17 protein-coding genes are annotated in these 20,574 nt (G+C 68.8%); 10 read left to right on the forward strand and 7 right to left on the reverse strand.

What is annotated here, in order from left to right; translation table 11 throughout:
- Positions 1 to 129: 129 nt before the first annotated feature.
- The 4 genes from ugpE (at position 130) to R9X41_RS13975 (ending at position 3,504) form a co-directional block, all read left to right on the forward strand.
- Positions 130 to 981 carry a sn-glycerol-3-phosphate ABC transporter permease UgpE gene (ugpE, locus tag R9X41_RS13960; protein WP_318631050.1) on the forward strand — a complete coding sequence of 284 codons (852 nt, stop codon included), beginning with the start codon at positions 130 to 132 and terminating at the stop codon, positions 979 to 981.
- Positions 982 to 1,115: 134 nt separating this feature from the next.
- Positions 1,116 to 2,132 carry a sn-glycerol-3-phosphate ABC transporter ATP-binding protein UgpC gene (gene ugpC / locus R9X41_RS13965; protein WP_318631051.1) on the forward strand — a complete coding sequence of 339 codons (1,017 nt, stop codon included), beginning with the start codon at positions 1,116 to 1,118 and terminating at the stop codon, positions 2,130 to 2,132.
- Positions 2,129 to 2,878: a glycerophosphodiester phosphodiesterase gene (gene ugpQ, locus R9X41_RS13970; protein WP_318631052.1), complete on the forward strand. Its 750-nt coding sequence runs from the start codon at positions 2,129 to 2,131 to the stop codon at positions 2,876 to 2,878. Before ugpC ends, ugpQ begins: the two co-directional genes overlap by 4 nt.
- Positions 2,875 to 3,504 carry a GDSL-type esterase/lipase family protein gene (locus R9X41_RS13975; protein WP_318631053.1) on the forward strand — a complete coding sequence of 210 codons (630 nt, stop codon included), beginning with the start codon at positions 2,875 to 2,877 and terminating at the stop codon, positions 3,502 to 3,504. The genes ugpQ and R9X41_RS13975 overlap by 4 nt, the downstream gene beginning before the upstream one ends.
- 8 nt (positions 3,505 to 3,512) lie before the next feature.
- Here R9X41_RS13975 and R9X41_RS13980 read toward each other — a convergent pair whose 3' ends face one another.
- Positions 3,513 to 3,785 carry a hypothetical protein gene (locus tag R9X41_RS13980; RefSeq protein ID WP_318631054.1) on the reverse strand — a complete coding sequence of 91 codons (273 nt, stop codon included), beginning with the start codon at positions 3,783 to 3,785 and terminating at the stop codon, positions 3,513 to 3,515.
- A gap of 79 nt (positions 3,786 to 3,864) precedes the next feature.
- Here R9X41_RS13980 and hemA point away from each other — a divergent pair, with 79 nt between their 5' ends.
- The 4 genes from hemA to grxD all read left to right on the forward strand — a co-directional run bounded on the left by hemA (position 3,865) and on the right by grxD (position 7,611).
- The gene (gene hemA / locus R9X41_RS13985) at positions 3,865 to 5,175 is read left to right on the forward strand and encodes a glutamyl-tRNA reductase (protein ID WP_318631055.1); all 1,311 of its coding nucleotides are present in this window, start codon (positions 3,865 to 3,867) and stop codon (positions 5,173 to 5,175) included.
- 123 nt (positions 5,176 to 5,298) lie between these two features.
- Positions 5,299 to 6,387: a peptide chain release factor 1 gene (gene prfA / locus R9X41_RS13990; RefSeq protein ID WP_318631056.1), complete on the forward strand. Its 1,089-nt coding sequence runs from the start codon at positions 5,299 to 5,301 to the stop codon at positions 6,385 to 6,387.
- Positions 6,388 to 6,398: 11 nt separating this feature from the next.
- On the forward strand, positions 6,399 to 7,232 hold the full coding sequence (prmC, locus tag R9X41_RS13995; protein ID WP_318631057.1) for a peptide chain release factor N(5)-glutamine methyltransferase: 834 nt from the start codon (positions 6,399 to 6,401) through the stop codon (positions 7,230 to 7,232).
- A gap of 52 nt (positions 7,233 to 7,284) precedes the next feature.
- Positions 7,285 to 7,611, forward strand: coding sequence for a Grx4 family monothiol glutaredoxin (grxD, locus tag R9X41_RS14000; RefSeq protein WP_318631058.1), 327 nt, complete (start codon positions 7,285 to 7,287; stop codon positions 7,609 to 7,611).
- Between the two features lie 37 nt (positions 7,612 to 7,648).
- On the opposite strand, the gene R9X41_RS14005 is transcribed toward grxD, so the two are convergent.
- Positions 7,649 to 10,207, reverse strand: a complete 2,559-nt coding sequence (locus tag R9X41_RS14005) for an ABC transporter permease (protein ID WP_318631059.1) — start codon at positions 10,205 to 10,207, stop codon at positions 7,649 to 7,651.
- A gap of 102 nt (positions 10,208 to 10,309) precedes the next feature.
- Between R9X41_RS14005 and R9X41_RS14010 the strand changes: the two genes are divergently transcribed.
- Positions 10,310 to 10,609: a hypothetical protein gene (locus R9X41_RS14010; protein ID WP_318631060.1), complete on the forward strand. Its 300-nt coding sequence runs from the start codon at positions 10,310 to 10,312 to the stop codon at positions 10,607 to 10,609.
- Between the two features lie 9 nt (positions 10,610 to 10,618).
- Here R9X41_RS14010 and yjjJ read toward each other — a convergent pair whose 3' ends face one another.
- The 5 genes from yjjJ to R9X41_RS14035 all read right to left on the reverse strand — a co-directional run bounded on the left by yjjJ (position 10,619) and on the right by R9X41_RS14035 (position 19,086).
- Positions 10,619 to 11,881, reverse strand: a complete 1,263-nt coding sequence (gene yjjJ, locus R9X41_RS14015) for a type II toxin-antitoxin system HipA family toxin YjjJ (protein WP_318631061.1) — start codon at positions 11,879 to 11,881, stop codon at positions 10,619 to 10,621.
- Positions 11,882 to 12,063: 182 nt separating this feature from the next.
- Positions 12,064 to 13,491, reverse strand: a complete 1,428-nt coding sequence (locus R9X41_RS14020; protein ID WP_318631062.1) for an efflux transporter outer membrane subunit — start codon at positions 13,489 to 13,491, stop codon at positions 12,064 to 12,066.
- Between the two features lie 22 nt (positions 13,492 to 13,513).
- Entirely contained in the window at positions 13,514 to 16,762 is a 3,249-nt protein-coding gene (locus tag R9X41_RS14025; protein ID WP_318631063.1) for an efflux RND transporter permease subunit, read from the reverse strand.
- Positions 16,763 to 16,812: 50 nt separating this feature from the next.
- Complete coding sequence (locus R9X41_RS14030; protein WP_318631064.1) at positions 16,813 to 18,015, reverse strand: efflux RND transporter periplasmic adaptor subunit; 1,203 nt, start codon at positions 18,013 to 18,015, stop codon at positions 16,813 to 16,815.
- A 201-nt stretch (positions 18,016 to 18,216) separates the two neighbouring features.
- Positions 18,217 to 19,086, reverse strand: a complete 870-nt coding sequence (locus R9X41_RS14035; protein WP_318631065.1) for an alpha/beta hydrolase — start codon at positions 19,084 to 19,086, stop codon at positions 18,217 to 18,219.
- Positions 19,087 to 19,310: 224 nt separating this feature from the next.
- Here R9X41_RS14035 and R9X41_RS14040 point away from each other — a divergent pair, with 224 nt between their 5' ends.
- The gene (locus R9X41_RS14040) at positions 19,311 to 20,228 is read left to right on the forward strand and encodes a LysR family transcriptional regulator (protein WP_318631066.1); all 918 of its coding nucleotides are present in this window, start codon (positions 19,311 to 19,313) and stop codon (positions 20,226 to 20,228) included.
- The last annotated feature ends 346 nt before the right edge of the window (positions 20,229 to 20,574 follow it).

Genomic DNA, 20,574 nt, shown 5'->3' on the forward strand with positions numbered 1-20,574 from the left:
CCCAGTCTTCGCGCACTTCGTGTCGCTACGCCAACCCCCTACCGGGGGCAACGCTGGCCGTCCGGCAAAGCCGGCCCGGCGGCGTTCTCGGAAACAGGTCGATGCGAACGCCAGCGCGAGATTTCTGCCATGGTTGATCGCCGGCCTGCCCTCACCGTCCTGTCGCATCTGGTGATGGTGCTCGGCGTGCTGATCGTGGCCTTTCCGCTGTATCTGGCCTTCATCGCGTCGACGCATCGACCGGAGGAAATCGTGCAGCTGCCGATGCCGCTGGTGCCTGGCGACTACTTCTGGGAAACCTACCGGGCCGCGCTGTTCGGGCGCGACACCGGCGCCGGCTCGCATGCGCCGGTGGCCCGCATGATGTGGATCAGCCTCGTCTCCGCACTGGTGATCGCCATCGGCAAGATCGCGATCTCGCTGCTGTCGGCCTTCGCCATCGTGTACTTCCGCTTTCCGTTCAAGAAGGCGGTGTTCTGGATGATCTTCATCACCCTGATGTTGCCGGTGGAAGTGCGCATCCTGCCCACCTACCAGGTGCTGTCGGACCTGCACATGCTCAACAGCTACGCCGGGCTCACCGTGCCGCTGATCGCTTCCGCGACAGCCACCTTCCTGTTCCGCCAGTTCTTCCTGACCGTGCCCGACGAACTGGTGGAAGCGGCGCGCATGGACGGCGCCGGGCCGATGCGTTTTTTCTTCGACGTTTTGCTGCCGCTGTCACGCACCGCCATGGCCGCGCTGTTCGTCATCCAGTTCATCTACGGCTGGAACCAGTACCTCTGGCCGCTGCTGGCCACCACCAGCGAGGACATGTACCCGGTGGTGATCGGCATCAAACGCATGATCGGCGGCGGCGACGCGCAGAACGAATGGAACATCGTGATGGCGACGGCGCTGCTGGCGATGCTGCCGCCGGCGATCGTCGTGGTCGCCATGCAGCGCTGGTTCGTTCGCGGCCTGGTAGATACCGAGAAATAGCTCGCCCCCAGGCTTGCCCACTTCGTGTGGCCGCCTCCCCCCTACCGGGGGCAACACCAGCGGTCCGGCAAAGCCGGCCCCACGGTGTTCCACTGAAATGCGGCGCGTCGGCGCCCCTAGATTGATTGAGGAACATGGCCACTCTCTCCTTTCGCAACGTCATCAAGCGCTACGGCAGCGGCGCCAAGGCGCTGCAGGTCATCCACGGCATCGACGCGGAAATCGCCGAGGGCGAGTTCATCGTCATCGTGGGGCCGTCGGGTTGCGGCAAGTCGACCCTGCTGCGCATGGTGGCGGGGCTGGAAGACATCTCCGGCGGCGAAATCGCCATCGGCGGCCGGGTCGTGAACGAGCTGGAGCCGGCCCGGCGCGACATCGCCATGGTGTTCCAGAACTACGCGCTCTATCCGCACATGAGCGTCTTCGACAACATGGCCTACGGGCTGAAGATCGCCGGCCAGCCCCAGGACGAGATACGCCAGCGCGTGGACCGCGCCGCCGCCATCCTGGAGCTGGGCCATCTGCTCGACCGCCGGCCGCGCGAGCTCTCCGGCGGCCAGCGCCAGCGCGTGGCCATGGGCCGGGCAATCGTGCGGCAGCCGCAGGTCTTTTTGTTCGACGAGCCGCTGTCCAACCTCGACGCCAAGCTGCGCGCGCAGACCCGCATCGAGATCCAGAAACTGCACCGCGAACTCGGCATCACCTCGCTCTTCGTCACCCACGACCAGGTCGAGGCGATGACGCTGGCGCAGCGCATGCTGGTCATGAACGCCGGCCGCGCCGAGCAGTTCGGCACGCCCGAAGAGGTGTACCACCGGCCGGCTTCCACCTTCGTGGCGAGCTTCATCGGATCGCCGCCGATGAACCTGCTGAAGGCCGCACCGGGCGGGCGCGAGGACACCATCACCGGCGTGCGGCCGGAGCATCTCGACATGGTGCCGCCCGGCACGCCCGGCGCCTGGACCATGACCGTGGACACGGTCGAACTGCTTGGCGCCGAACGGCTGGTCTACGGCCGGGTCGGCGACGATGCACTCATCGTGCGCATCGAGGAAAGCGCGCCGACGCCCGTGGCCGGCGGTCGCTGCTTCGTGCGACCACGCCCCGACCGGCTGCACGCCTTCGACGCCGCCAGCGGAAAGCGCCTGTGAGCGCGCCCTGGCCCTACCCGTTCTGGATCGCCCACCGCGGCGCCGGCAAGCTGGCCCCCGAAAACACCCTCGCCGCGTTTCGTCTGGGTGCCTCGCACGGCTGGCGCATGTTCGAGTGCGACGCCAAGCTCAGCGCCGACGGCGTGGTCATTCTGCTGCACGACGCCACCCTGCAGCGCACCACCAGCGGCCAGGGCACCGCCGGCGACCTGCCCTGGTCGACGCTGGCCCGGCTCGATGCGGGCAGCTGGCATTCGCGGCAATACGCCGGCGAGCCGTTGCCCACGCTGGAGAACGTCACCCGCTTCTGCCGGGCCAGCGACTGGCTCCTCAACATCGAGATCAAGCCCACGCCGGGCACCGACCGCGCCACCGGCGAAGAGGTCGCGCGCGTGGCCGCCCTGTGCTGGGCCCAGGCAGCCGTGCCGCCGCTGCTCACGTCCTTCAGCCCCAAGGCGCTCGCCGGCGCCCGCCATGCCGCGCCGCATCTGCCGCGCGGCTTGCTGCTCGACGGCTTGCCCGAAGGCTGGCTGGACGAGGCCCGCTCGCTCGACTGCGGGGCGGTCGTCAACCAACACACCCAATGGACCGCCGAGACGGTCGAGCAGACGCAGGCGGCCGGCCTGCGGGCCCTGAGCTATACCGTCAACGAGCCCGAAGCCGCACGCCGGCTCGTGGGTTTCGGCATCGATGGCATCATCACGGACCGCATTGACCTGTTCGCACCCGCTGCGCGATCCGCATGAAGAAGTCCGTCCTTTTCGCTTGTGCCGCTGCCGCCCTGCTGGTTCTGTCGCAGGCCCCGCGGCTCATGTCCACGGCCCGCGCGCAGGCGCCGCAGCCGCCGGTGAGCAACCCCACCGTGGCGCTGCTCGGCGACAGCATCACCGAGGGCGGCCTGTGGGCCAACTACTTTCCGGCCCAACGGGTGCTCAACCTGGGCATCAGCGGCGACACCACCACCGGCATGCTGATGCGGCTCGGCGCTCTGGTCGCGGCCAAGCCGCCCAAGGTCTTCATCATGGCCGGCATCAACGACCTGCTGCGCGGCCGCGCGCCGGACGACGTCTTCGCCACCTATCGCCAGATCGTGTCGGAGATCGACAGCCCCAGCCGCAAGATCTTCGTGGAGTCGACGCTCTACGTCACCGCGCCGACCAACATGGCGGTCAACGAAAAGGTGACCCGGCTCAACACCTTGCTGCGCCAGCTCTGCGAGCAGACCCGCCGCTGCACCTTCGTCGACATGAACACCGCCCTGGCGCCGTCCGGCCAATTGGCGCAGCAGTTCACCCAGGACGGCCTGCACCTCAACCAGGCCGGCTACGAGGCCTGGTTCGCCGAGCTCAAAAGCCGGCATCTGCTCGAATAAACGGCCCGTCAGCGCCGGCCGGGGCGCCGCATCAGGCATTCGGCCAGGGCGACAGCGGCGATCAGCATCGCCCAGGTGGTCATTTTTCCGTCGCCTCCGAACCACAGCAGTCCGGCGACCAGCACCACGAGGGCGACCACGAAATCGATGCCCAGCCGCATCGGCCAGGCCGGCCCGCGCGAGGGCAGCAGGAAGCCGCCACAGAGGACGGCGGCGCCCGCCATCCACAGGGCCGGCAGGCAGAAATTGATGAGATGACCCAACAGGGCGGAGACGTTCATGGAGCGCTTATCGCAGCAATAGCCTCGGGCTTGCCCTTAGAGGCATTCAACAAATTGCCACAAATTTTATAATCGGCGGATGGCAGTCTGGGCTCTCGGCCTCAATCACACGACGGCACCGCTCGATCTGCGCGGCAGGTTCGCGTTCGCGCTCGATCAGATCGCTCCCACCTTGCAAGGACTGCGCCAGTCCTTCGGCGGCCAGCGGCATCCTTCGGTGGAGGCCGCGATCCTCTCCACCTGCAACCGCACCGAAATCTATTGCGCAGGCGACGCACCCGCGCTCGATCACACCCTGAACTGGCTGGCGCAGACCGGCGGCGTCACGCCTTCCCTGTTGCGCTCGCATGCTTACTCGCTGCAGGACGGCCCGGTAGCCCGCCATGCCTTCCGCGTGGCCAGCGGACTCGATTCCATGGTGCTCGGCGAAGCGCAGATCCTGGGTCAGATGAAGGACGCGGTGCGCGCGGCCGAAAACGCCGGCGCCCTGGGCAGCACGCTCAACCAGCTGTTTCAGCGCTCCTTCGCCGTCGCCAAGGAAGTGCGCACTTCCACGGAAATCGGCGCGCATTCCATCAGCATGGCGGCCGCTGCGGTGCGCCTGGCGGGGCAGCTCTTCGAAGACCTCGGCAAGATCCGAATCCTCTTCGTCGGTGCCGGCGAAATGATCGAGCTGGCCGCCACGCACTTCGCCGCCCGCAACCCCGAATCCATCGCCATCGCCAACCGCACGCTCGAGCGCGGTGAGCGTCTGGCCAGCCGCTTCAACGGCGAGGTGATGCGTCTGGCCGACCTGCCCGAGCGCCTGCACGAATTCGACGCCGTGGTGAGCTGCACCGCCAGCTCGCTGCCCATCATCGGCCTGGGCGCCGTCGAGCGCGCGCTCAAGAAGCGCAAGCACCGCCCCATGTTCATGGTCGACCTGGCCGTGCCGCGCGACATCGAACCCGAAGTGAAGGCACTCGACGACGTGTACCTCTACACCGTCGACGACCTCGCCACCGTGGTGCAGACCGCCCAGGCCAACCGGCAGGCGGCCGTGGCGCAGGCCGAATCCATCATCGACACCGGCGTGCAGAGCTTTCTGCACTGGATGGACCAGCGCGATCCGGTGAAGGGCAGCGTGCCGCTGATCCGCCAGCTCAACGCGCAGGCCGACACCTGGCGCACTGCCGAAATCGCCCGTGCCCGCAAGCTGCTGGCGCGCGGCGACGACGTGGACGCCGTGCTCGAGGCGCTGAGCCGCGGCCTCACCCAGAAGATGCTGCACGGCGCCATGGCCGAGCTGCACACCGGCGACAGCGATCAGCGCGAAGCCACCGCGCGCACCGTCTCGCGCATCTTCCTGCGCAGCGAGAGCCCCAAGGCCCCGCCGCGCGACAAGCTCTAGCGGCGCTCGCCGCCCGGTGCCGGCCTGAGGCCGCGCCCTTCTCGCCTTGCGTCGCCGGCAACGCCCGCCCGCCGGGCCGAACCCTCCGATTTCTCTCTCGCGTGCCCGGCACGCCATCCGCCCTTGAAAGACTTTCTCCGCCAACAGCTCGACCGTTATGCCGTTCGCCTCGAAGAGCTCGACTTCCTGCTCTCGCGCGAAGACATCATGGGCGACATGGCGCAATACCGCGTGCTCTCGCGCGAGCATGCCGAAGTCACCCAGATCGCCGGCCGCTACGCCCGCTTCAAGCAACGCACCTGCGACCTGGAAAGCGCCCGCGAGATGCTCGAAGACCCCGACATGGCCGAGATGGCGGCCGAAGAAATCGCCTCGGCCGAGGCCGAGCTGGAGCAGCTCGAAACCGAGCTGCAGCGCCTGCTGCTGCCCAAGGATCCGGACGACCAGCGCAACGCCTTCCTGGAAATTCGTGCCGGCACCGGCGGCGACGAATCCGCCCTCTTCGCCGGCGACCTGGCACGCATGTACACCCGCTATTTCGAGCGCGCCGGCTGGCGCTGCGAGGTGGTGAGCGCCAGCGACAGCGAAATCGGCGGCTACAAGGAAATCGTCTTCCGCATCGAGGGCGACAACGCCTTCGGCCGACTGCGCTTCGAGTCCGGCGGCCACCGGGTGCAGCGGGTGCCCGCCACCGAAACCCAGGGCCGCATCCACACCAGCGCCTGCACCGTGGCGGTGCTGGCCGAGCCCGACGAAGCCGTGGCGGTGCAGATCAACCCGGCCGACCTGCGCATCGACACCTACCGGGCCTCCGGCGCCGGCGGCCAGCACATCAACAAGACCGACTCGGCGGTGCGCATCACGCACATCCCCACCGGCATCGTGGCCGAGTGCCAGGACGACCGCAGCCAGCACCGCAACAAGGCCAAGGCCTTGCAGGTGCTGTCGGCCCGCATCCAGGAAAAGGACCGCAGTGAACGCGCCGCCAAGGACGCGGCCATGCGCAAGGGCCTGATCGGCAGCGGCGACCGCAGCGACCGCATCCGCACCTATAACTTTCCCCAGGGCCGGCTCACCGACCACCGCATCAACCTCACGCTCTACAAGCTGTCCTTCATCATGGAAGGCGACCTGCAGGAAGTGCTCGACGCCCTGCAGCACGCCCGCGAGGCCGAACAGCTGGCCGAGCTCGAAGTGGGCGCCGCAGCCTGAAGACGACCGACATGCCGACCGTCGCCGACACCCTGCGAGCCGCCACCGTGCTGGGCGTGGACCGGCTCGACGCCCAGCTTCTGCTGCTGCACGCCCTTGGCCGCGGCCCGGGCGAGCGCGCCTGGCTGCTCGCCCACGACGGCGATGCGCTGTCCGAGCACACCGCCAGTGCGCTCGAAGCGCTGTTCCTGCGCCGCACCGCCGGCGAACCGGTCGCCTACCTGGTCGGCGAAAAGGAATTCTTCGGCCTGCCCCTGCAGGTGGACGCACGCGTGCTCGTGCCCCGGCCGGACACGGAAACCCTGGTCGACTGGGCGCTCGACCTGCTGCCCGCGGACGCGCCCGCCGCTGTCGTCGACCTCGGCACCGGCAGCGGCGCGATCGCGCTGGCCATCGCCCGGCACCGGCCGCAGGCGGCGGTCGATGCGGTCGACGCCAGCGAAGCGGCGCTCGCCGTCGCTCGCAACAACGCGGCGCGGCTCGGCCCGGCGGTGCGTTTCTTCCACGGCGACTGGCTCGCCGGCGCGCCTGAGCCGCTTTACACGCTGATCGTGTCCAACCCGCCCTACATCGCCGAGGGCGACAGCCACCTGCCCGCCCTCGCCCACGAGCCCACCAGCGCCCTCACTGCCGGCGCGGACGGGCTGGACGACATCCGCGTCATTGTCCGCGATGCGCCCGCCCGGCTCGCGCCCGGTGGCTGGCTGCTGCTCGAGCACGGCTGGGACCAGGCCGCCGCCGTGCGCGCGCTGCTTGCCGGCGCCGGTCTTGAAGAAGTACAAAGCCGTACCGATCTCGGCGGGATCGAACGCTGCTCGGGCGCACGCCTGGCCGGGCACCGATAATCCGACCATTGTTTTCCCCCACCGATTTATCCAGCCCGCGAGGAGTCTCCCCATGAGCGAAGCCCAGCAACGTATCGCCGATCTCGTCCAGACCAACGACGTGGTCCTCTTCATGAAGGGCACGGCCAGCTTTCCGCAATGCGGTTTTTCCGGCCGCGCGATCCAGGTGCTCAAGGCCAGCGGCCTGGACACCAAGGCCCTGAAGACCGTCAACGTGCTCGAAGACGACGAAATCCGCCAGGGCATCAAGACCTTCAGTCAGTGGCCGACGATTCCCCAGCTCTACATCCGCGGTGAATTCATCGGCGGCTCGGACATCATGATGGAGATGTACCAGTCCGGCGAACTGCAGAAGGTGCTGGCCGGCGAAGCGGCCTGATCGCCATCGGGCCAGCCGCCTCGGCCGGCCCGCCGGCTCAATCGGCGGCGTTGCGCAGCGTTTCCACCACCGGACGCGTCAGCACGCCGCGCAGCCCCCACCAGCCGGCCGCCAGCGCCAGCGCCGCACCGGCCAGCGCCCCCTGCACCGGCACCAGCGGCGAGGCGGTCCAGGCGAAATCGAAGGCATAGCGCGCCAGCGCCCAGCCCACCGCCACCGCCACCGCGCTGGCCAGAAAGCCCGCCAGCAAGCCCACGCCGGCCAGTTCCGCCCGCTGCACCTGCCGCAGCAGCGACGACCCCGCCCCCAGCGCCCGCATGATCGCGAACTCCTTCGCGCGTTCGTCTCGCGTGGCCGTCACGGCTGCGAACAGCACGATGACGCCGGCAGCCAGCGTGAAGCCGAAGAGGAACTCCACCGCCTGGATCACCTGGTCGAGCACCCGCTGGATCTGGGTCAGCGTCTGGCCCAGGTCCACGCTGGTGATGTTGGGAAACTCGCGCACCAGCCGGTTGTCGAGCGCGGCCCCTTCGGCCGGTGCCCGGTAAGCGGCGAGATAGGTCACCGCGATGTCGTCGGGCAGCCGGGCCACCGGGTACATCGCGAAGAAGTTGGCCCGCATCGAGCCCCAGTCCACCTTGCGCAGCGAGGTGATGCGCGCCTCGTTCTGCGCGCCGCCGATGTCGAAGCGCAGCCGGTCGCCGAGCTTCAAGCCCAGCGTTTCGGCCAGGCCCGATTCGACGCTGATCGCGTCGGCCTCGCCCGGCGTCCAGCGGCCGCCCACGGTTTCGTTGTGCGTCGGCTCCTCGGTGGCATAGGAGAGGTTGAACTCGCGGTCGACGAGGCGGCGTGCGCGGTCTTCCGAATAGTCGGCCGACACGACCGGCTTGCCGTTCACCGCCACCAGCCGGCCGCGGACCATGGGGTACCAGTCGTACCGCGCCACACCCGCAGCGCGCAGCGCCTGCTGGAACACCTCCGCCTGATCGGGCAGCACATTGATCACGAAACGATCCGGCGCGTTCGGCGGCGTGGCCGCGCGCCAGCTGGCGATGAGATCGGTGCGCAGCAGCACCAGCAACACCAGCGCCAGCAAGCCGACCGACAGCGAACTGATCTGCACCACCGCGTACACCGGCCGCGCGGAAATCTGCCGCGTGGCCAGCACCAGCCAGCGCGGCGCGGTGTTCTCGTTGACGCTGCGGCGCAGCACCTTCACCGCCGCCCAGCCCAGGCCTGCGAACAGCAGCACCGCCGCGCCGAAGCCGCCGACCGCGATCAGCCCCAGCAGCAAGTCGCGGCTGGCCACCACCAGCAGGCCAGCGAAGCCCGCCACGCCCAACGCCAGCACCCCGGCCGACGCCGGCTTGAGGCCGCCGACATCGCGCCGAATCACCCGCAGCGCCGGCACCTGCGCGAGTTGCAGCACCGGCGGCAGGCCGAAGGCCAGCAGCAGCGTCATGCCCATGCCCACGCCCAGCACCGCCGGCCGGACACCCGCGGCCGGCAGGCTGGTTTCGACCAGGCCCGACAGCAGCGCCACGAAGAGGTAATGCACCGCGAAGCCGATCGCCACGCCGAGCGCGCTGGCGAACAAGCCGGCCAGCGCGAACTCGAAGGTGTAACTGCGCGCGATCTCCTTCTGGCTCAGCCCCAGCACCCGCAGCAACGCGCAGTCGTCCAGATGCCGCGCCGCGAAGCCGCGCGCGGCCAGCGCCACCGCCACGGCCGACAGCAGCGCCGCCAGCAGCGACACCAGATTGAGGAACTTGCCGGCGCGGTCCAGCGTCTGCCGCATCTCCGGCCGGCCGGTTTCCAGCGACTCCACCCGCATGCCGCGCCCCTGCGGCCCCGTCGCCAGTTCGGTGGCCCAGCGGGCATAACGCGCCACTGCCGCCGTATCGGCGCCGGCCACCGCGAAGCGCCAGTTCAGGCGGCTCGCCGGCTGCACCAGCCGGGTCGCTTCCAGGTCGGCCGCATTCAGCATGACCCGGGGCGAGAAGCTGAGAAAACCGGTGCCGCGATCGGGCTCGATCACGATCAGCCGGGCGATGCGAAAGGGCTTGTCGCCCAGCAGCAGGGTGTCGCCGATCTTCACGTCGAGCGCGGCCGGCAAGCCCCGGTCGACCCAGATCTCGCCCGGCGCCGGTGCGCCCCTGGACACCTCTTCGCCGGTGCCCTGTGCACTGGTAATGCGCAGGTTGCCGCGCAGCGGGTAGGCCGCATCCACCGCCTTCAGCGCCACCAGCTTGCTGGCACCACCCTGCGCGTCGGTCGCGCGGGCCATGGTGGGAAAGGTGACCGAGGTGCTGGCCTGCAAACCTTCGTGACGCGCCCGGTCGGCGAACGCCGCCGGCACCGCGTGGTCGCTGGCCACGACCACGTCGCCGCCGAGCAGTTGCCCCGCATCGCGCGCCAGGCCGGCCTGCAGCCGGTCGGAGAAGAAGCCGACCGAGGTCAGCGCGGCCACCGCCAGCGTCACCGCGACGATCAGCAGTCGCAGGTCGCCCGCCCGCAGATCGCGCCGCAGCGCACGCCAGCCGAGTTGCCAGAAACGCCGGGACGTTCGGTTCGCACCGGAATTCAAAGAGTTCATCGGCGATTCTTCATGGTTCGTCGCAAAGACATGGCGGTTTGTGGTTTGGCAGACAGAATTTCTCTGACGCGATTCGCAAACAGAAGTGCCCGAACCACATCCATGGCCTACCTGGACATCCTCGCATATTGGCTCGGCTGGGCCGACATGGTGGCGCTCGCCGCGCTTTCGGTGGGCGCTGGCCTGCCATCCCGTCCCGGCCGTGCCCCGCCCGGCGTGTGGCGCCTGCTGTTCTACGGCGTGGGCGTGGTCTGCTATCGCCACGACTTGCATCCAGCCATTGGCTTGCGCTTGCACGGCCTCGGCTATCGGAACATCGGCTGGGGCCGGTGGCGATTGGGCGTGGCGCTGCCGATGCGGCAGGTACGCTCCCGCGACCGAGCGGCTCGCGCAGACTTTTAAGGCCGGCGCTCACGGAGCGAGCCGCCCGATCCTCGTCGCGGCTTCGTCCATGCGCTCTTCCAGCGCCGTGAGGCAGGGCCGAAAACCATCGCTCCAACCCTCGCAGGCCTGAAGGCGCGCAACGAAGGCCTGCGCCATCGACAAGGCCCGGTGCCAGGCCGCTGCCGGAACCTCGTTGCCGATGGTCAGGCCGAGTTCGCGCTGCACCAGATCGCCGCCAGCCGTCGGGGCGAACGCCATCGGTGACATGTCGTAGGCCGGCGCCAGCTGGTAGGGCCGTCCGTGTTCGGAGATGAACGACAGGTTGCCGCCGTGCATGTCGGTGTTGCCGATCAGGGTGCCGAAGGCCCACAGCGTTTCGGTGGCGGCGACCGCCTCGCGCTGCACGACGCCCGCGTCGGCCAGGGCACGAACGACCGACGGCCAGGCCCGCGCGCTGCCGACGAATTGCGCGTCTAGCGCCGCGACCGAGAACAAGGCGCGGCGGCCACGCTCGCCATCGCGGTCGAACCGCCGGACTTCCAGGAAGCGCTGCGCACCGTGGTCGTGAATGGTGGAGTGTGCGGCGGCGATGCCGTTCTCGCGCAGCACATCCAGCGCCAGATGCTCGGCCTGCAACAAATCGCGCCAGCGCTGGCTGACGGGTCCTTCGGCCAGCGCCGAGAACTTGACGATGACATGGGCCGGCCCGTTCTCGCACTGCGCGTAAGCGGTGAACTTGGGCTGTTCGCCGCCCGCGGAAGACCCGTGGTGCTCGCCCCGCGCCGCCGCCGCAGCCAATTCGGCGTAGGCGACTGGCTTGCCGACCAACGCGATGGCTTTCGGCGCCGCTGCGTTGGCGAATGCGGTGCAGGCCGCATCCCCCAACAGCAGGTTGCCCGGCAGGTCATCGCCCTGCAGCAGCAGCGCGCGCAGTACGTGGGTGTCGTTCCAGTCGATGAGCCGGGCCGGCAAGCCGAGCCGCTCGCCATGCCGCTGGTTGTAGGCGCGGCCTAGATAGCCCTGCGGCCGCATGTCGAACAACCACCAGGGCAGGTTGTCGGAATGCACCGGCGCACCCTCCGCCTGCTCCATCACAAAGCCGTCAGGGCAAACCGGCACGAGGCGGCCGAGACTTCTCAGTTGCCCGTTCGACGACACCCGGAAGATCGGCGCGTGCAAATCCGTTCGGGTCGTGTCTCGCAGCGTGTATTGAATAGATCGGGCGGCGCCGATCACCACCACTTCATCGCCCAAAGCCTTCATGGCACGCGACAGGGTCGGCTGGCTCACGCCACAGGCTGCAATGAGGCTGGCAGCGTTCGCCGGACCACGCCGCAACAACTGCTGATCCGGTCTGCGAGAGCTTGTGCGGCCGCGCTCATGAATGGATAGTTGAATAGATAAATGAATGAATATTCCAAGAAGAATATACCGTCATCCCCACTCCCCTGCCCACCGTGGGCGCAGTCCGTTCAGGCCGACCAGCTCCCGCCCAGCGCCCGGATCAACCCGACCGTTGCCTGGTACCGCGCCGACCGCACCTGCAGCGCGATCCGCCGGTTGCGCAGCTCGGTCCGGCGGGCATCCAGCAGGTCGAGTTGACTGACCAGCCCGTTGCGCCAGCGCGTATCCGACAGCGCGGTCGCGCGGCTGGCCGACGTCACCGCGCCGTCCTGGACCTCGGCCTGTTCGGCCAGCAGGCGCAGGCCCGACAGCTGGTCTTCCACTTCGCGGAAGGCGCCCAGCACCTGGCCGCGATAGCCGGCGGTGGACTCGTCGAACTGCGCCCTCGCCTGCGCGATGCCGGCGTCGCGCCGTCCGCCGTCGAAGATGGGCAGCGACAGGAGCGTGCTCAGGCTCCAGGCCCGCGCCGACCACTGGAACAGGTCGCTGAGATCGCGCGAGGCATAGCCGCCCGAGCCGGTCAGCGTGAGATTGGGGAACCACGCGGCCTGCGCGGCACCCACCCGCGCCTGCGCAGCCAGCAGCGAAGCCTGCGCGGCGGCCACGTCCGGGCGTCGCGCCAGCACGGTCGACGGCACGCCGGCCGGCACCACGGGCAGCGCGGTGTCCCAGGCGCCGTCGGGCAGGCCGAAGTCGGCCACCGCGTCGCCCAGCAACACGGCCAGCGCGTGTTCCAGCTCGGCGCGACGGCGATCCAGCGACAAGGCTTCCGACGTGGTCGCCGCCATCTCGGTGCGGATCCGCACCACGTCCAGCTCGGCCACGTCGCCACCGCGCCAGCGACGGGTGGTCAGGTCCAGGGTGTCGCGGTAGGCATCGGCGGTTTCGCGCACCAGGGCACGTTCGGCGTCGAGCGCCCGCAGCGAGAGGTAGGTCGACGCGGTGTCGGCCTGCACCGCCAGCCGGGTGCTCTGCAGCAGGGCCTCCCGGGAAACGGCGTCGAGCGACGCGGCATCGCGCGCCCGGGCAAGCCGTCCGGACAGGTCGACCTCCCACGAGGCGCCCACGCCGGCCGTGAGGATGGTCGCGGGGTTGCTGCCGTTGATGGTGTTGGCGCCGGCCTGGCGCACCGCGCCGGCGTTCAGCCCTACCTCCGGCCGTCGGTTGGCTTCGGCGTTGCGCAGCAGCGCCCGGGCCTGGGCCAGCCGTGCGATGGCTTGCTGGATATCGGTGTTGCGTTCGCCGGCCCGCTCCACCAGCGCGTTCATCGCGGGATCCTGGAAGGCCAGCCACCACTGGCCGCGCGCCTGGGCCTCGGCCGGCAACGCCTGGGTCCAGCCGGCAGGCATCGGTGCCTGTTCCTTGAAGGCGGCGGGCGCGTCGGCCAGGGCCTGGGTGTCGACCGGCGGCGGGCTGGCGCAACCGGCCAACACCAGGGCGGCCACCAGGGGCAGCCAGGCCAGCGATGTCCTGTGCTTGTTCTGCAGCGAATTCATGATCGGACTCCTCGTTCTTGTCTTATTCGTGGTGACCACGCGGTGCGGCCGGCAGCAGGCGGGCGTCGCCGCCACCACCGCCGTGGTTGTCGGCTTCCGGATGCCCCACCGGCGACTCGTGCGGGCCGTGCTGCTTGAGCGGACGGTTGCCGGCCAGGCGGCGCAGCAGCACGTAGAACACCGGCGTGAGGAACAGGCCGAACGCGGTCACCCCGATCATCCCGGCGAACACCGCCACGCCCATCGCCTTGCGCATTTCGGCGCCGGCACCGGTGGCCAGCACCAGGGGCAGCACACCCATCACGAAGGCCAGCGAGGTCATCAGGATCGGGCGCAGCCGCAGGCGGGCGGCCTCGATCGCGGCCTCGACCGGACTGCGCCCGGCAAATTCCAACTCCCGGGCGAACTCCACGATCAGGATCGCGTTCTTCGCACTCAGCCCCACCAGCACGATCAGCCCGATCTGGGTGAACACGTTGTTGTCGCCGTGGTTCAGCCACACCCCGGTCATGGCCGCGAACAGGCCGGTCGGCACGATCAGGATGATGGCCATCGGCAGCGTCAGGCTTTCGTACTGGGCGGCCAGCACCAGGAACACCAGCAGGATGGCGATTGGGAACACCAGCAGGCCCGAGTTGCCGGCCAGGATCTCCTGGTAGGTCAGGTCGGTCCATTCGTAGTCCACGCCGGGCGGCAGCGTCTCGGCGGCGATGCGCTTGACCGCTTCCTGCGCCTGGCCGGTGGAGTAGCCGGGCGCGGCGCCGCCGTTGACGTCGGCCGCCAGGAAACCGTTGTAGCGCATGGCGCGTTCCGGCCCGAAGGTGGGCGACACGTTCATCAGGGCCGACAGCGGCACCATCTCGCCGGTGACCGACTTCACCTTGAGCATGCCGATGTCCTCGGCGCGCGCCCGGTAGGCGGCGTCGGCCTGCACCCGCACCGAATAGGTTCGGCCGAAGCGGTTGAAGTCGTTGGCGTAGAGGCTGCCCAGATAGATCTGCATCGTCTCGAAGACGTCGGTCAGCGGCACGCCGAGCTGCCGCGCCTTGGTGCGGTCGATGTCGGCGAACAGCTGCGGCACGTTGACCTGGTAGCTCGAGAACAGGCCGGTGAGTTCCGGCGCCTTCTGCGCCTTGGCCATGAAGGCCTTCAGCGCCGCGTCCATGCCTTCGTAGCCGACCGAGCCCCGGTCCTCGAGCATCAGCTTGAAGCCCCCGGTGGTGCCCAGGCCCTGCACCGGAGGCGGCGGGAACATCAGGATGAACGCATCCTGGATCTGCGCGAACTGCGCGTTGAGCGAGCCGGCGATCTCGCCCGCGCTCATGCCCTTGCCCTTGCGGTCCTCGAACGGGTCGAGCGCCACGAACACGATGCCCGAGTTGGAGCTGTTGGTGAAGCCGTTGATCGACAGGCCCGGGAACTGGATCGCGTGCGTCACGCCCGGCTGCTTGAGGGTGATGTCGCCCATTCGGCGGATCACTTCCTCGGTGCGGTCCAGGGTGGCGCCGTCGGGCAGTTGCGCGAAGCCGATCAGGTACTGCTTGTCCTGCGCCGGCACGAAGCCCGGCGGCACGGCGCGGAAAACGAAGACCGTGGCCACCGCGATGGCGACGTAGCCGATCATCATCACCGTCTTGCGGCCGATGGCATGGCGCACGCCGCCGCCATAGGCTTGCGAGCCACGGTTGAACAGCTTGTTGAAGCGGGTGAAAAAGCCGCCCAGCACGCGGTCCATGCCCCGGGTCAGCGCGTCCTTGGGCGCGTCGTGCTTGCGCAGCAGCAGCGCGGCGAGCGCCGGCGACAGGGTCAGCGAGTTGATCGCCGAGATCACCGTCGAGATCGCGATCGTCAGCGCGAACTGGCGATAGAACTGGCCGGTCAGGCCGCTGATGAAGGCCAGCGGCACGAACACCGCCACCAGCACCAGGGCGATCGCGATGATCGGCCCGGACACCTCGCGCATCGCCCGGTAGGCCGCCTCGCGCGGGGCGAAGCCGGCTTCGATGTTGCGCTCCACGTTCTCCACCACCACGATCGCGTCGTCCACCACGATGCCGATCGCCAGCACCAGGCCGAACAGGCTCAACGCGTTGATCGAGAAGCCGAAGATGTGCATCACCGCGAAGGTGCCGATGACCGACACCGGCACCGCCAGCAGCGGAATGATGGAAGCGCGCCAGGTCTGCAGGAACACGATCACCACCAGCACCACCAGGGCGATGGCTTCGAGCAGCGTGTGCACCACCGATTCGATCGATGCCCGCACGAACTGCGTGGTGTCGTAGACGATCTCGTAGTCCACGCCCTCGGGCATGTTCTTCTTGATGTCGGCCATGGCGGCGCGCACGCCGTCGCTGATGGCGATGGCGTTGGAGCCCGGCGCGGCCGAGACGGGAATCGCCACCGCGTCCTTGTTGTCGAGCAGCGAACGCAGTGCGTAGTCGGAAGCACCCAGCTCCACCCGGCCGATGTCGCGCAGGCGGGTGACCGCGCCGTCGGCGCCAGTCTTCACGATGATGTCGCCGAACGATTCCTCGTTCTGCAGCCGGCCCTGGGCATTGACCGACATCTGCACGTCGATGCCCTGCACGCCGGGCGATGCGCCCACCACGCCGGCGGCCGCCTGCACGTTCTGGCCGCGGATCGCGGTCACCACCTCGGAGGCCGACAGGCCGCGCTGCGCCACCTTCTGCGGATCGAGCCAGACACGCATCGAGTAGTCGCCCGAGCCGAACAGCTGCACGTCGCCCACGCCGTCGACCCGCGCCAGGCGGTCCTTGACGTTGATCACCGCGTAGTTGCGCAGATAGGTCATGTCGTAGCGGCCGGTCGGCGACAGCAGGTGCACCACCAGCGTCAGGTCGGGCGAGCTCTTGATGGTGACGATGCCCAGGCGCCGCACCTCCTCCGGCAGCCGGGGCTCGGCCCGCGAGACGCGGTTTTGCACCAGCTGCTGGGCTTTGTCCGGATCGGTGCCGAGCTTGAAGGTGACGGTGAGCGTCATCAGGCCGTCGGTGGTCGCCTGGCTGCTCATGTAGAGCATGCCCTCGACCCCGTTGATCGCCTCCTCCAGTGGCGTGGCCACGGTTTCGGCGATGACCTTGGGGTTGGCGCCGGGGTAGTTGGCGCGGATCACCACCGATGGCGGGATCACGTCCGGGTACTCGGAGATCGGCAGGCCGCGCACCGCGATCAGGCCGCCGAGAAATATCAGCAGCGACAGCACGCCGGCGAAGATCGGCCGGTCGATGAAGAATTTGGAGATGTTCATGGCTGAGCTCTTGTTCTAGGTTTCATGGCGCTCGATGCGACGGGCGGGTTTCAGGACGGACGCGCGGCCGCGTCGGCGCGGGCCTGCTGCATCGGCACTTCCTGCGGCGCCACGAGCGAGCCCGGGCGCACCCGCTGCAGGCCGTTGACGACGATGCGCTCGCCCGCCTTCAGCCCGGAATCGACGATGCGCAGCCCGTCGATCGGACCGCCCAGGCGCACTTCGCGGTACTCGGCCTTGTTGTCGGGGCCGATCACCATCACGTACTTCTTGCTCTGGTCGGTGCCCACGGCGCGTTCGCTCACCAGCAGCGCGTTCGAGGTGCGCGAATGGCCCATGCGGATGCGGGCGAACTGGCCGGGCGTCAGCGAGCCGTCGGCGTTGTCGAACACCGCGCGCACCCGCACCGTGCCGCTGCGGGCGTCGACCTGGTTGTCGACCAGTTGCAGGCGGCCGGTGTAGGGCGTATCGGCCTGGCCGGCGGTGCCCATGCGCACCGCGATCGCGCCCTGCGCGGCGCGGGCGCCGGTGCGGTCGAGCGCCTGTTCGTCGGCGTCGAAGCTCGCGTAGATCGGGCTCACCGACACCAGCGTGGTCAGTACCGGCGAGCCGGGGCCTGCGGCCACCAGGTTGCCGACGGTGATCTCGACCCGGCCGATGCGGCCGGCGACCGGCGCGCGAACCTGCGTGTAGCCGAGATTCAGGCGTGCCGTCTGCAGGGCGGCAGTGGCCGCGCGCAGCCGGGCGTCGGCTTCGGCGCCGGCGTTGCGGCGCTCGTCGAGTTCGCGCTCGGCGATCGCCTTGTCGTCCCACAGCCGCTGCGAACGCGCCAGCTCGCTGCGGGCAAATACCAGCCGAGCCTGGGCGGCGGCGACTTCGGCCGATGCGCGGTCGACCTCGGCGGCGTACGGCGCCGGGTCGATCGTCACCAGCAGATCGCCGGACTTCACCAGCGCGCCTTCACGGAAATGGATCGACTGCACGGCGCCCGCCACGCGGGAACGCACGTCGACCCGCTGCACGGCTTCGAGCCGGCCGGAGTATTCGTCGAAGGCGCTGATCTCGCGTTCGGCCACGGTCGCGACAGAGACCGGCGTTGCGGGCGGTGGCGCGGCGGCGCCGGCATCGGCGCTGGAAGCGGCGCCCGGCAGGCCGATCAACGCGGCGGCGCCCACGGCCACCGCCACGGTGGCCACGGACAGGGCCACGCCGATGCGGCGGCGGCTGGTGGGGGTGGTGGATGCGTCGGTCATGGTGTGTCCTCGAAAAAGAAAAGGAGACGAAAAAAGGGCGAACGAAAAACGTCGGCCGCGTGCTGGGCGGTCGAAGAAAAAATGAAAATCACCAGCCCGGCGACAGTCGTCGGGCGACAGCCATCCGGCCGGTGCCGATCACAGGGCGCCGGAGGACGGGTTCATCGGCAGGGGCGAGCGTCCCGGTGCGGGACGCGGCGCCTAGTGCGGTGGTTCGGGCGCTTTCGCGGTCGCGGCGAAAAAGGAGCTCACGTATTCGCGGACCGCAGGCGCGCAGGGACAAGGGTCCTGATCCTGCGAGGCCAGCGCGTCGGGCCAGCCCTGGGCCTGTGGAATTGGCCGCCAGGTCACCGGCACGCCGGCAGCGCCGAGCTTTTCGGCATACACGCGGGCTTCGTCGTGCATCGGATCGGCCACGCCCGCCATCACCAGCGTGGGCGCGATGCCGCTCATGCGGCACGAGGCGCCCGGCACCGCGTAGGGATGCTCCGCATCGCGTGGACCACGCAGGTAGGCCATCCAGCCTTCGGACCACTTGCACGCGCCGGTCGATTCGCAGGTCGCCTCGCGCAGCGACGCGGTGCCGGTGCAGGGGTCGAGCATGGGCGACAGCAGGATCTGCCCGGCCAGCGGCGGATGCGCCCGGTCACGCGCCATGGCCGCCACGGCCGCGGCAATATTGCCGCCGGCTTCCTCGCCCGCCAGGTAGATGCGCGCGCCCCGGCCGCCTACCTTCATCCGGTGCCGGTGCAGCCAGTCGAGCGCCGCATAGCCGGTTTCGATTCCGGCGGGAAACGGATGCGACGGCGCCAGCGGGTAGGCGATCGACGCCACCACCGCGCCGGTGGCCGCCAGGATGCGCGGCACCTGGCTGCCGCTGTCCAGGCAGCCCGAGGTGAAGGCGCCGCCGTGGAAATGCAGCACCAGCGGCGTGCCGCCACCCACCGTGCGCTGGCCCTTGCCGTACCAGCGCACGCCCACGGGCTCCCGGCCCGGAAGGTCGAGCGTCTCGTCCAGACCGGTGACGGGGCACTCGGCGGCTTTCGACTTGGCAATGGTGGCTGGCGACATGGTGAAGTTTCCCGTAAGCGATAAAACGCAACGTGAAGCGAACTGTAGAGGGTGCGCTTCATGCGATAAACCGGCTGCGAACGCATGCTCTGTTTCCGTGAGACGAACAATGGAGCAGCTCGGTCGGTGTAACAATTCTCCCATCCCGGGCGTCTCGCCGAAGGCGAGGCAGACACCCGGGAGACAGACAACAAAACATCAGGGCGTCGGACGAGGGAACCACCGTGGACCAGATACAGGCAATGCGCGCCTTCACCCGGGTGGTGGAGACCGGCAATTTCACCAAGGCGGCCGATTCGCTGTCGCTGCCCAAGGCCTCCATCACCAAGCAGGTCCAGGCGCTGGAATCGCGGCTGCAGGTGCGGCTGCTCAACCGCACCACCCGGCGGGTCACCGTCACGGCCGACGGTGCGGCCTACTACGAGCGTGCCAGCCGGCTGCTGAGCGACCTCGACGACATCGAGGCCAGCATGACCAACGCCCAGGCCACGCCGCGCGGCCGGCTGCGGGTGGACATCGGGTCTTCCATCGCGCGGCTGGTCATCATTCCTTCCTTGGGCGAGTTCCACGACCGGTTTCCGGACATCCAGCTCGACCTCGGCGTGGGCGACCGCTCGGTCGACCTGATCGGCGAGAACGTCGACTGCGTGGTGCGGGGCGGCGAGCTCACCGAGCAATTTTTGGTGGCGCGGCGCATCGGGAGCATCGCGTTCGTGAATGTGGCGTCACCCGCGTATTTGCGCCGGCACGGCGTGCCGCAGCATCCGTCGGATCTCGAAGGCGGCCAGCACCGGGTGGTGCATTACTTCTCCAGTCGCACCGGGCGGCCTTATCCGATGGATTTCGTGCGGGGTGAAGAACGGGTCGAGCTGGCCATGCAATACCAGCTGTCGACCAACGAGGCGAATGCGCACACGTCCGCCGTGCTGGCCGGCCTGGGGGTTTCGCAGATGGCGACTTTCGATGCTGCGGCGCACCTGGCGTGCGGAGACCTGGTGGAGGTGCTGCAGGGGTGGACGACTGCGCCGTATCCGGTGCATGTGGTTTATCCGCCGAATCGGCACTTGAGTGCGAAGGTTCGGGCGTTTGTGGATTGGGCGGCTGAGGTTTTTGGCAGGTTTCCTGCTTTGCAGGGGCGGTGATTTTTTCGATTTATTGATTTATTGATTTATTGATTTATTTTTCTTCTACTGTTCGTAGAGTGGAGCTGGGGGCTTGCGCGCCCCCAGACCCGCGGTAACTTTCTTTTGTTGGGACAAAAGAAAGTCACCAAAGAAAAGCCCTCGAAGACGAGCTTGAAGCTCGGTCGGGCCATTGCTTCGCTCGGCCTGGGGAATGTGCCTTCGAACGCTCTAACGGCAACAGTTTGGACAAGGGTCGATCCAGTGCCTTGGCCCCTGCTTCGCAGGGTCGGGGCTGAGAGGGTAAGGACAGGCGACCGCACTGAGCACGTCGAGGGGGCCGCGCTGATTTGATCGCCACGCGCGC

This window comes from Xylophilus sp. GOD-11R (genome assembly GCF_033546935.1).
GTDB lineage: Bacteria > Pseudomonadota > Gammaproteobacteria > Burkholderiales > Burkholderiaceae_C > Xylophilus.

What these genes read in the sequence shown, in the direction of transcription:
- ugpE (WP_318631050.1), top strand. Translation starts at nt 130, where the DNA reads ATGGTTGATCGCCGGCCTGCCCTCACCGTCCTGTCGCATCTGGTGATG.
- ugpC (WP_318631051.1), top strand. Translation starts at nt 1,116, where the DNA reads ATGGCCACTCTCTCCTTTCGCAACGTCATCAAGCGCTACGGCAGCGGC.
- R9X41_RS13975 (WP_318631053.1), top strand. Translation starts at nt 2,875, where the DNA reads ATGAAGAAGTCCGTCCTTTTCGCTTGTGCCGCTGCCGCCCTGCTGGTT.
- R9X41_RS13980 (WP_318631054.1), bottom strand. Translation starts at nt 3,785, where the DNA reads ATGAACGTCTCCGCCCTGTTGGGTCATCTCATCAATTTCTGCCTGCCG.
- hemA (WP_318631055.1), top strand. Translation starts at nt 3,865, where the DNA reads ATGGCAGTCTGGGCTCTCGGCCTCAATCACACGACGGCACCGCTCGAT.
- prmC (WP_318631057.1), top strand. Translation starts at nt 6,399, where the DNA reads ATGCCGACCGTCGCCGACACCCTGCGAGCCGCCACCGTGCTGGGCGTG.
- grxD (WP_318631058.1), top strand. Translation starts at nt 7,285, where the DNA reads ATGAGCGAAGCCCAGCAACGTATCGCCGATCTCGTCCAGACCAACGAC.
- R9X41_RS14005 (WP_318631059.1), bottom strand. Translation starts at nt 10,207, where the DNA reads ATGAACTCTTTGAATTCCGGTGCGAACCGAACGTCCCGGCGTTTCTGG.
- R9X41_RS14010 (WP_318631060.1), top strand. Translation starts at nt 10,310, where the DNA reads ATGGCCTACCTGGACATCCTCGCATATTGGCTCGGCTGGGCCGACATG.
- R9X41_RS14020 (WP_318631062.1), bottom strand. Translation starts at nt 13,491, where the DNA reads ATGAATTCGCTGCAGAACAAGCACAGGACATCGCTGGCCTGGCTGCCC.
- R9X41_RS14025 (WP_318631063.1), bottom strand. Translation starts at nt 16,762, where the DNA reads ATGAACATCTCCAAATTCTTCATCGACCGGCCGATCTTCGCCGGCGTG.
- R9X41_RS14030 (WP_318631064.1), bottom strand. Translation starts at nt 18,015, where the DNA reads ATGACCGACGCATCCACCACCCCCACCAGCCGCCGCCGCATCGGCGTG.
- R9X41_RS14035 (WP_318631065.1), bottom strand. Translation starts at nt 19,086, where the DNA reads ATGTCGCCAGCCACCATTGCCAAGTCGAAAGCCGCCGAGTGCCCCGTC.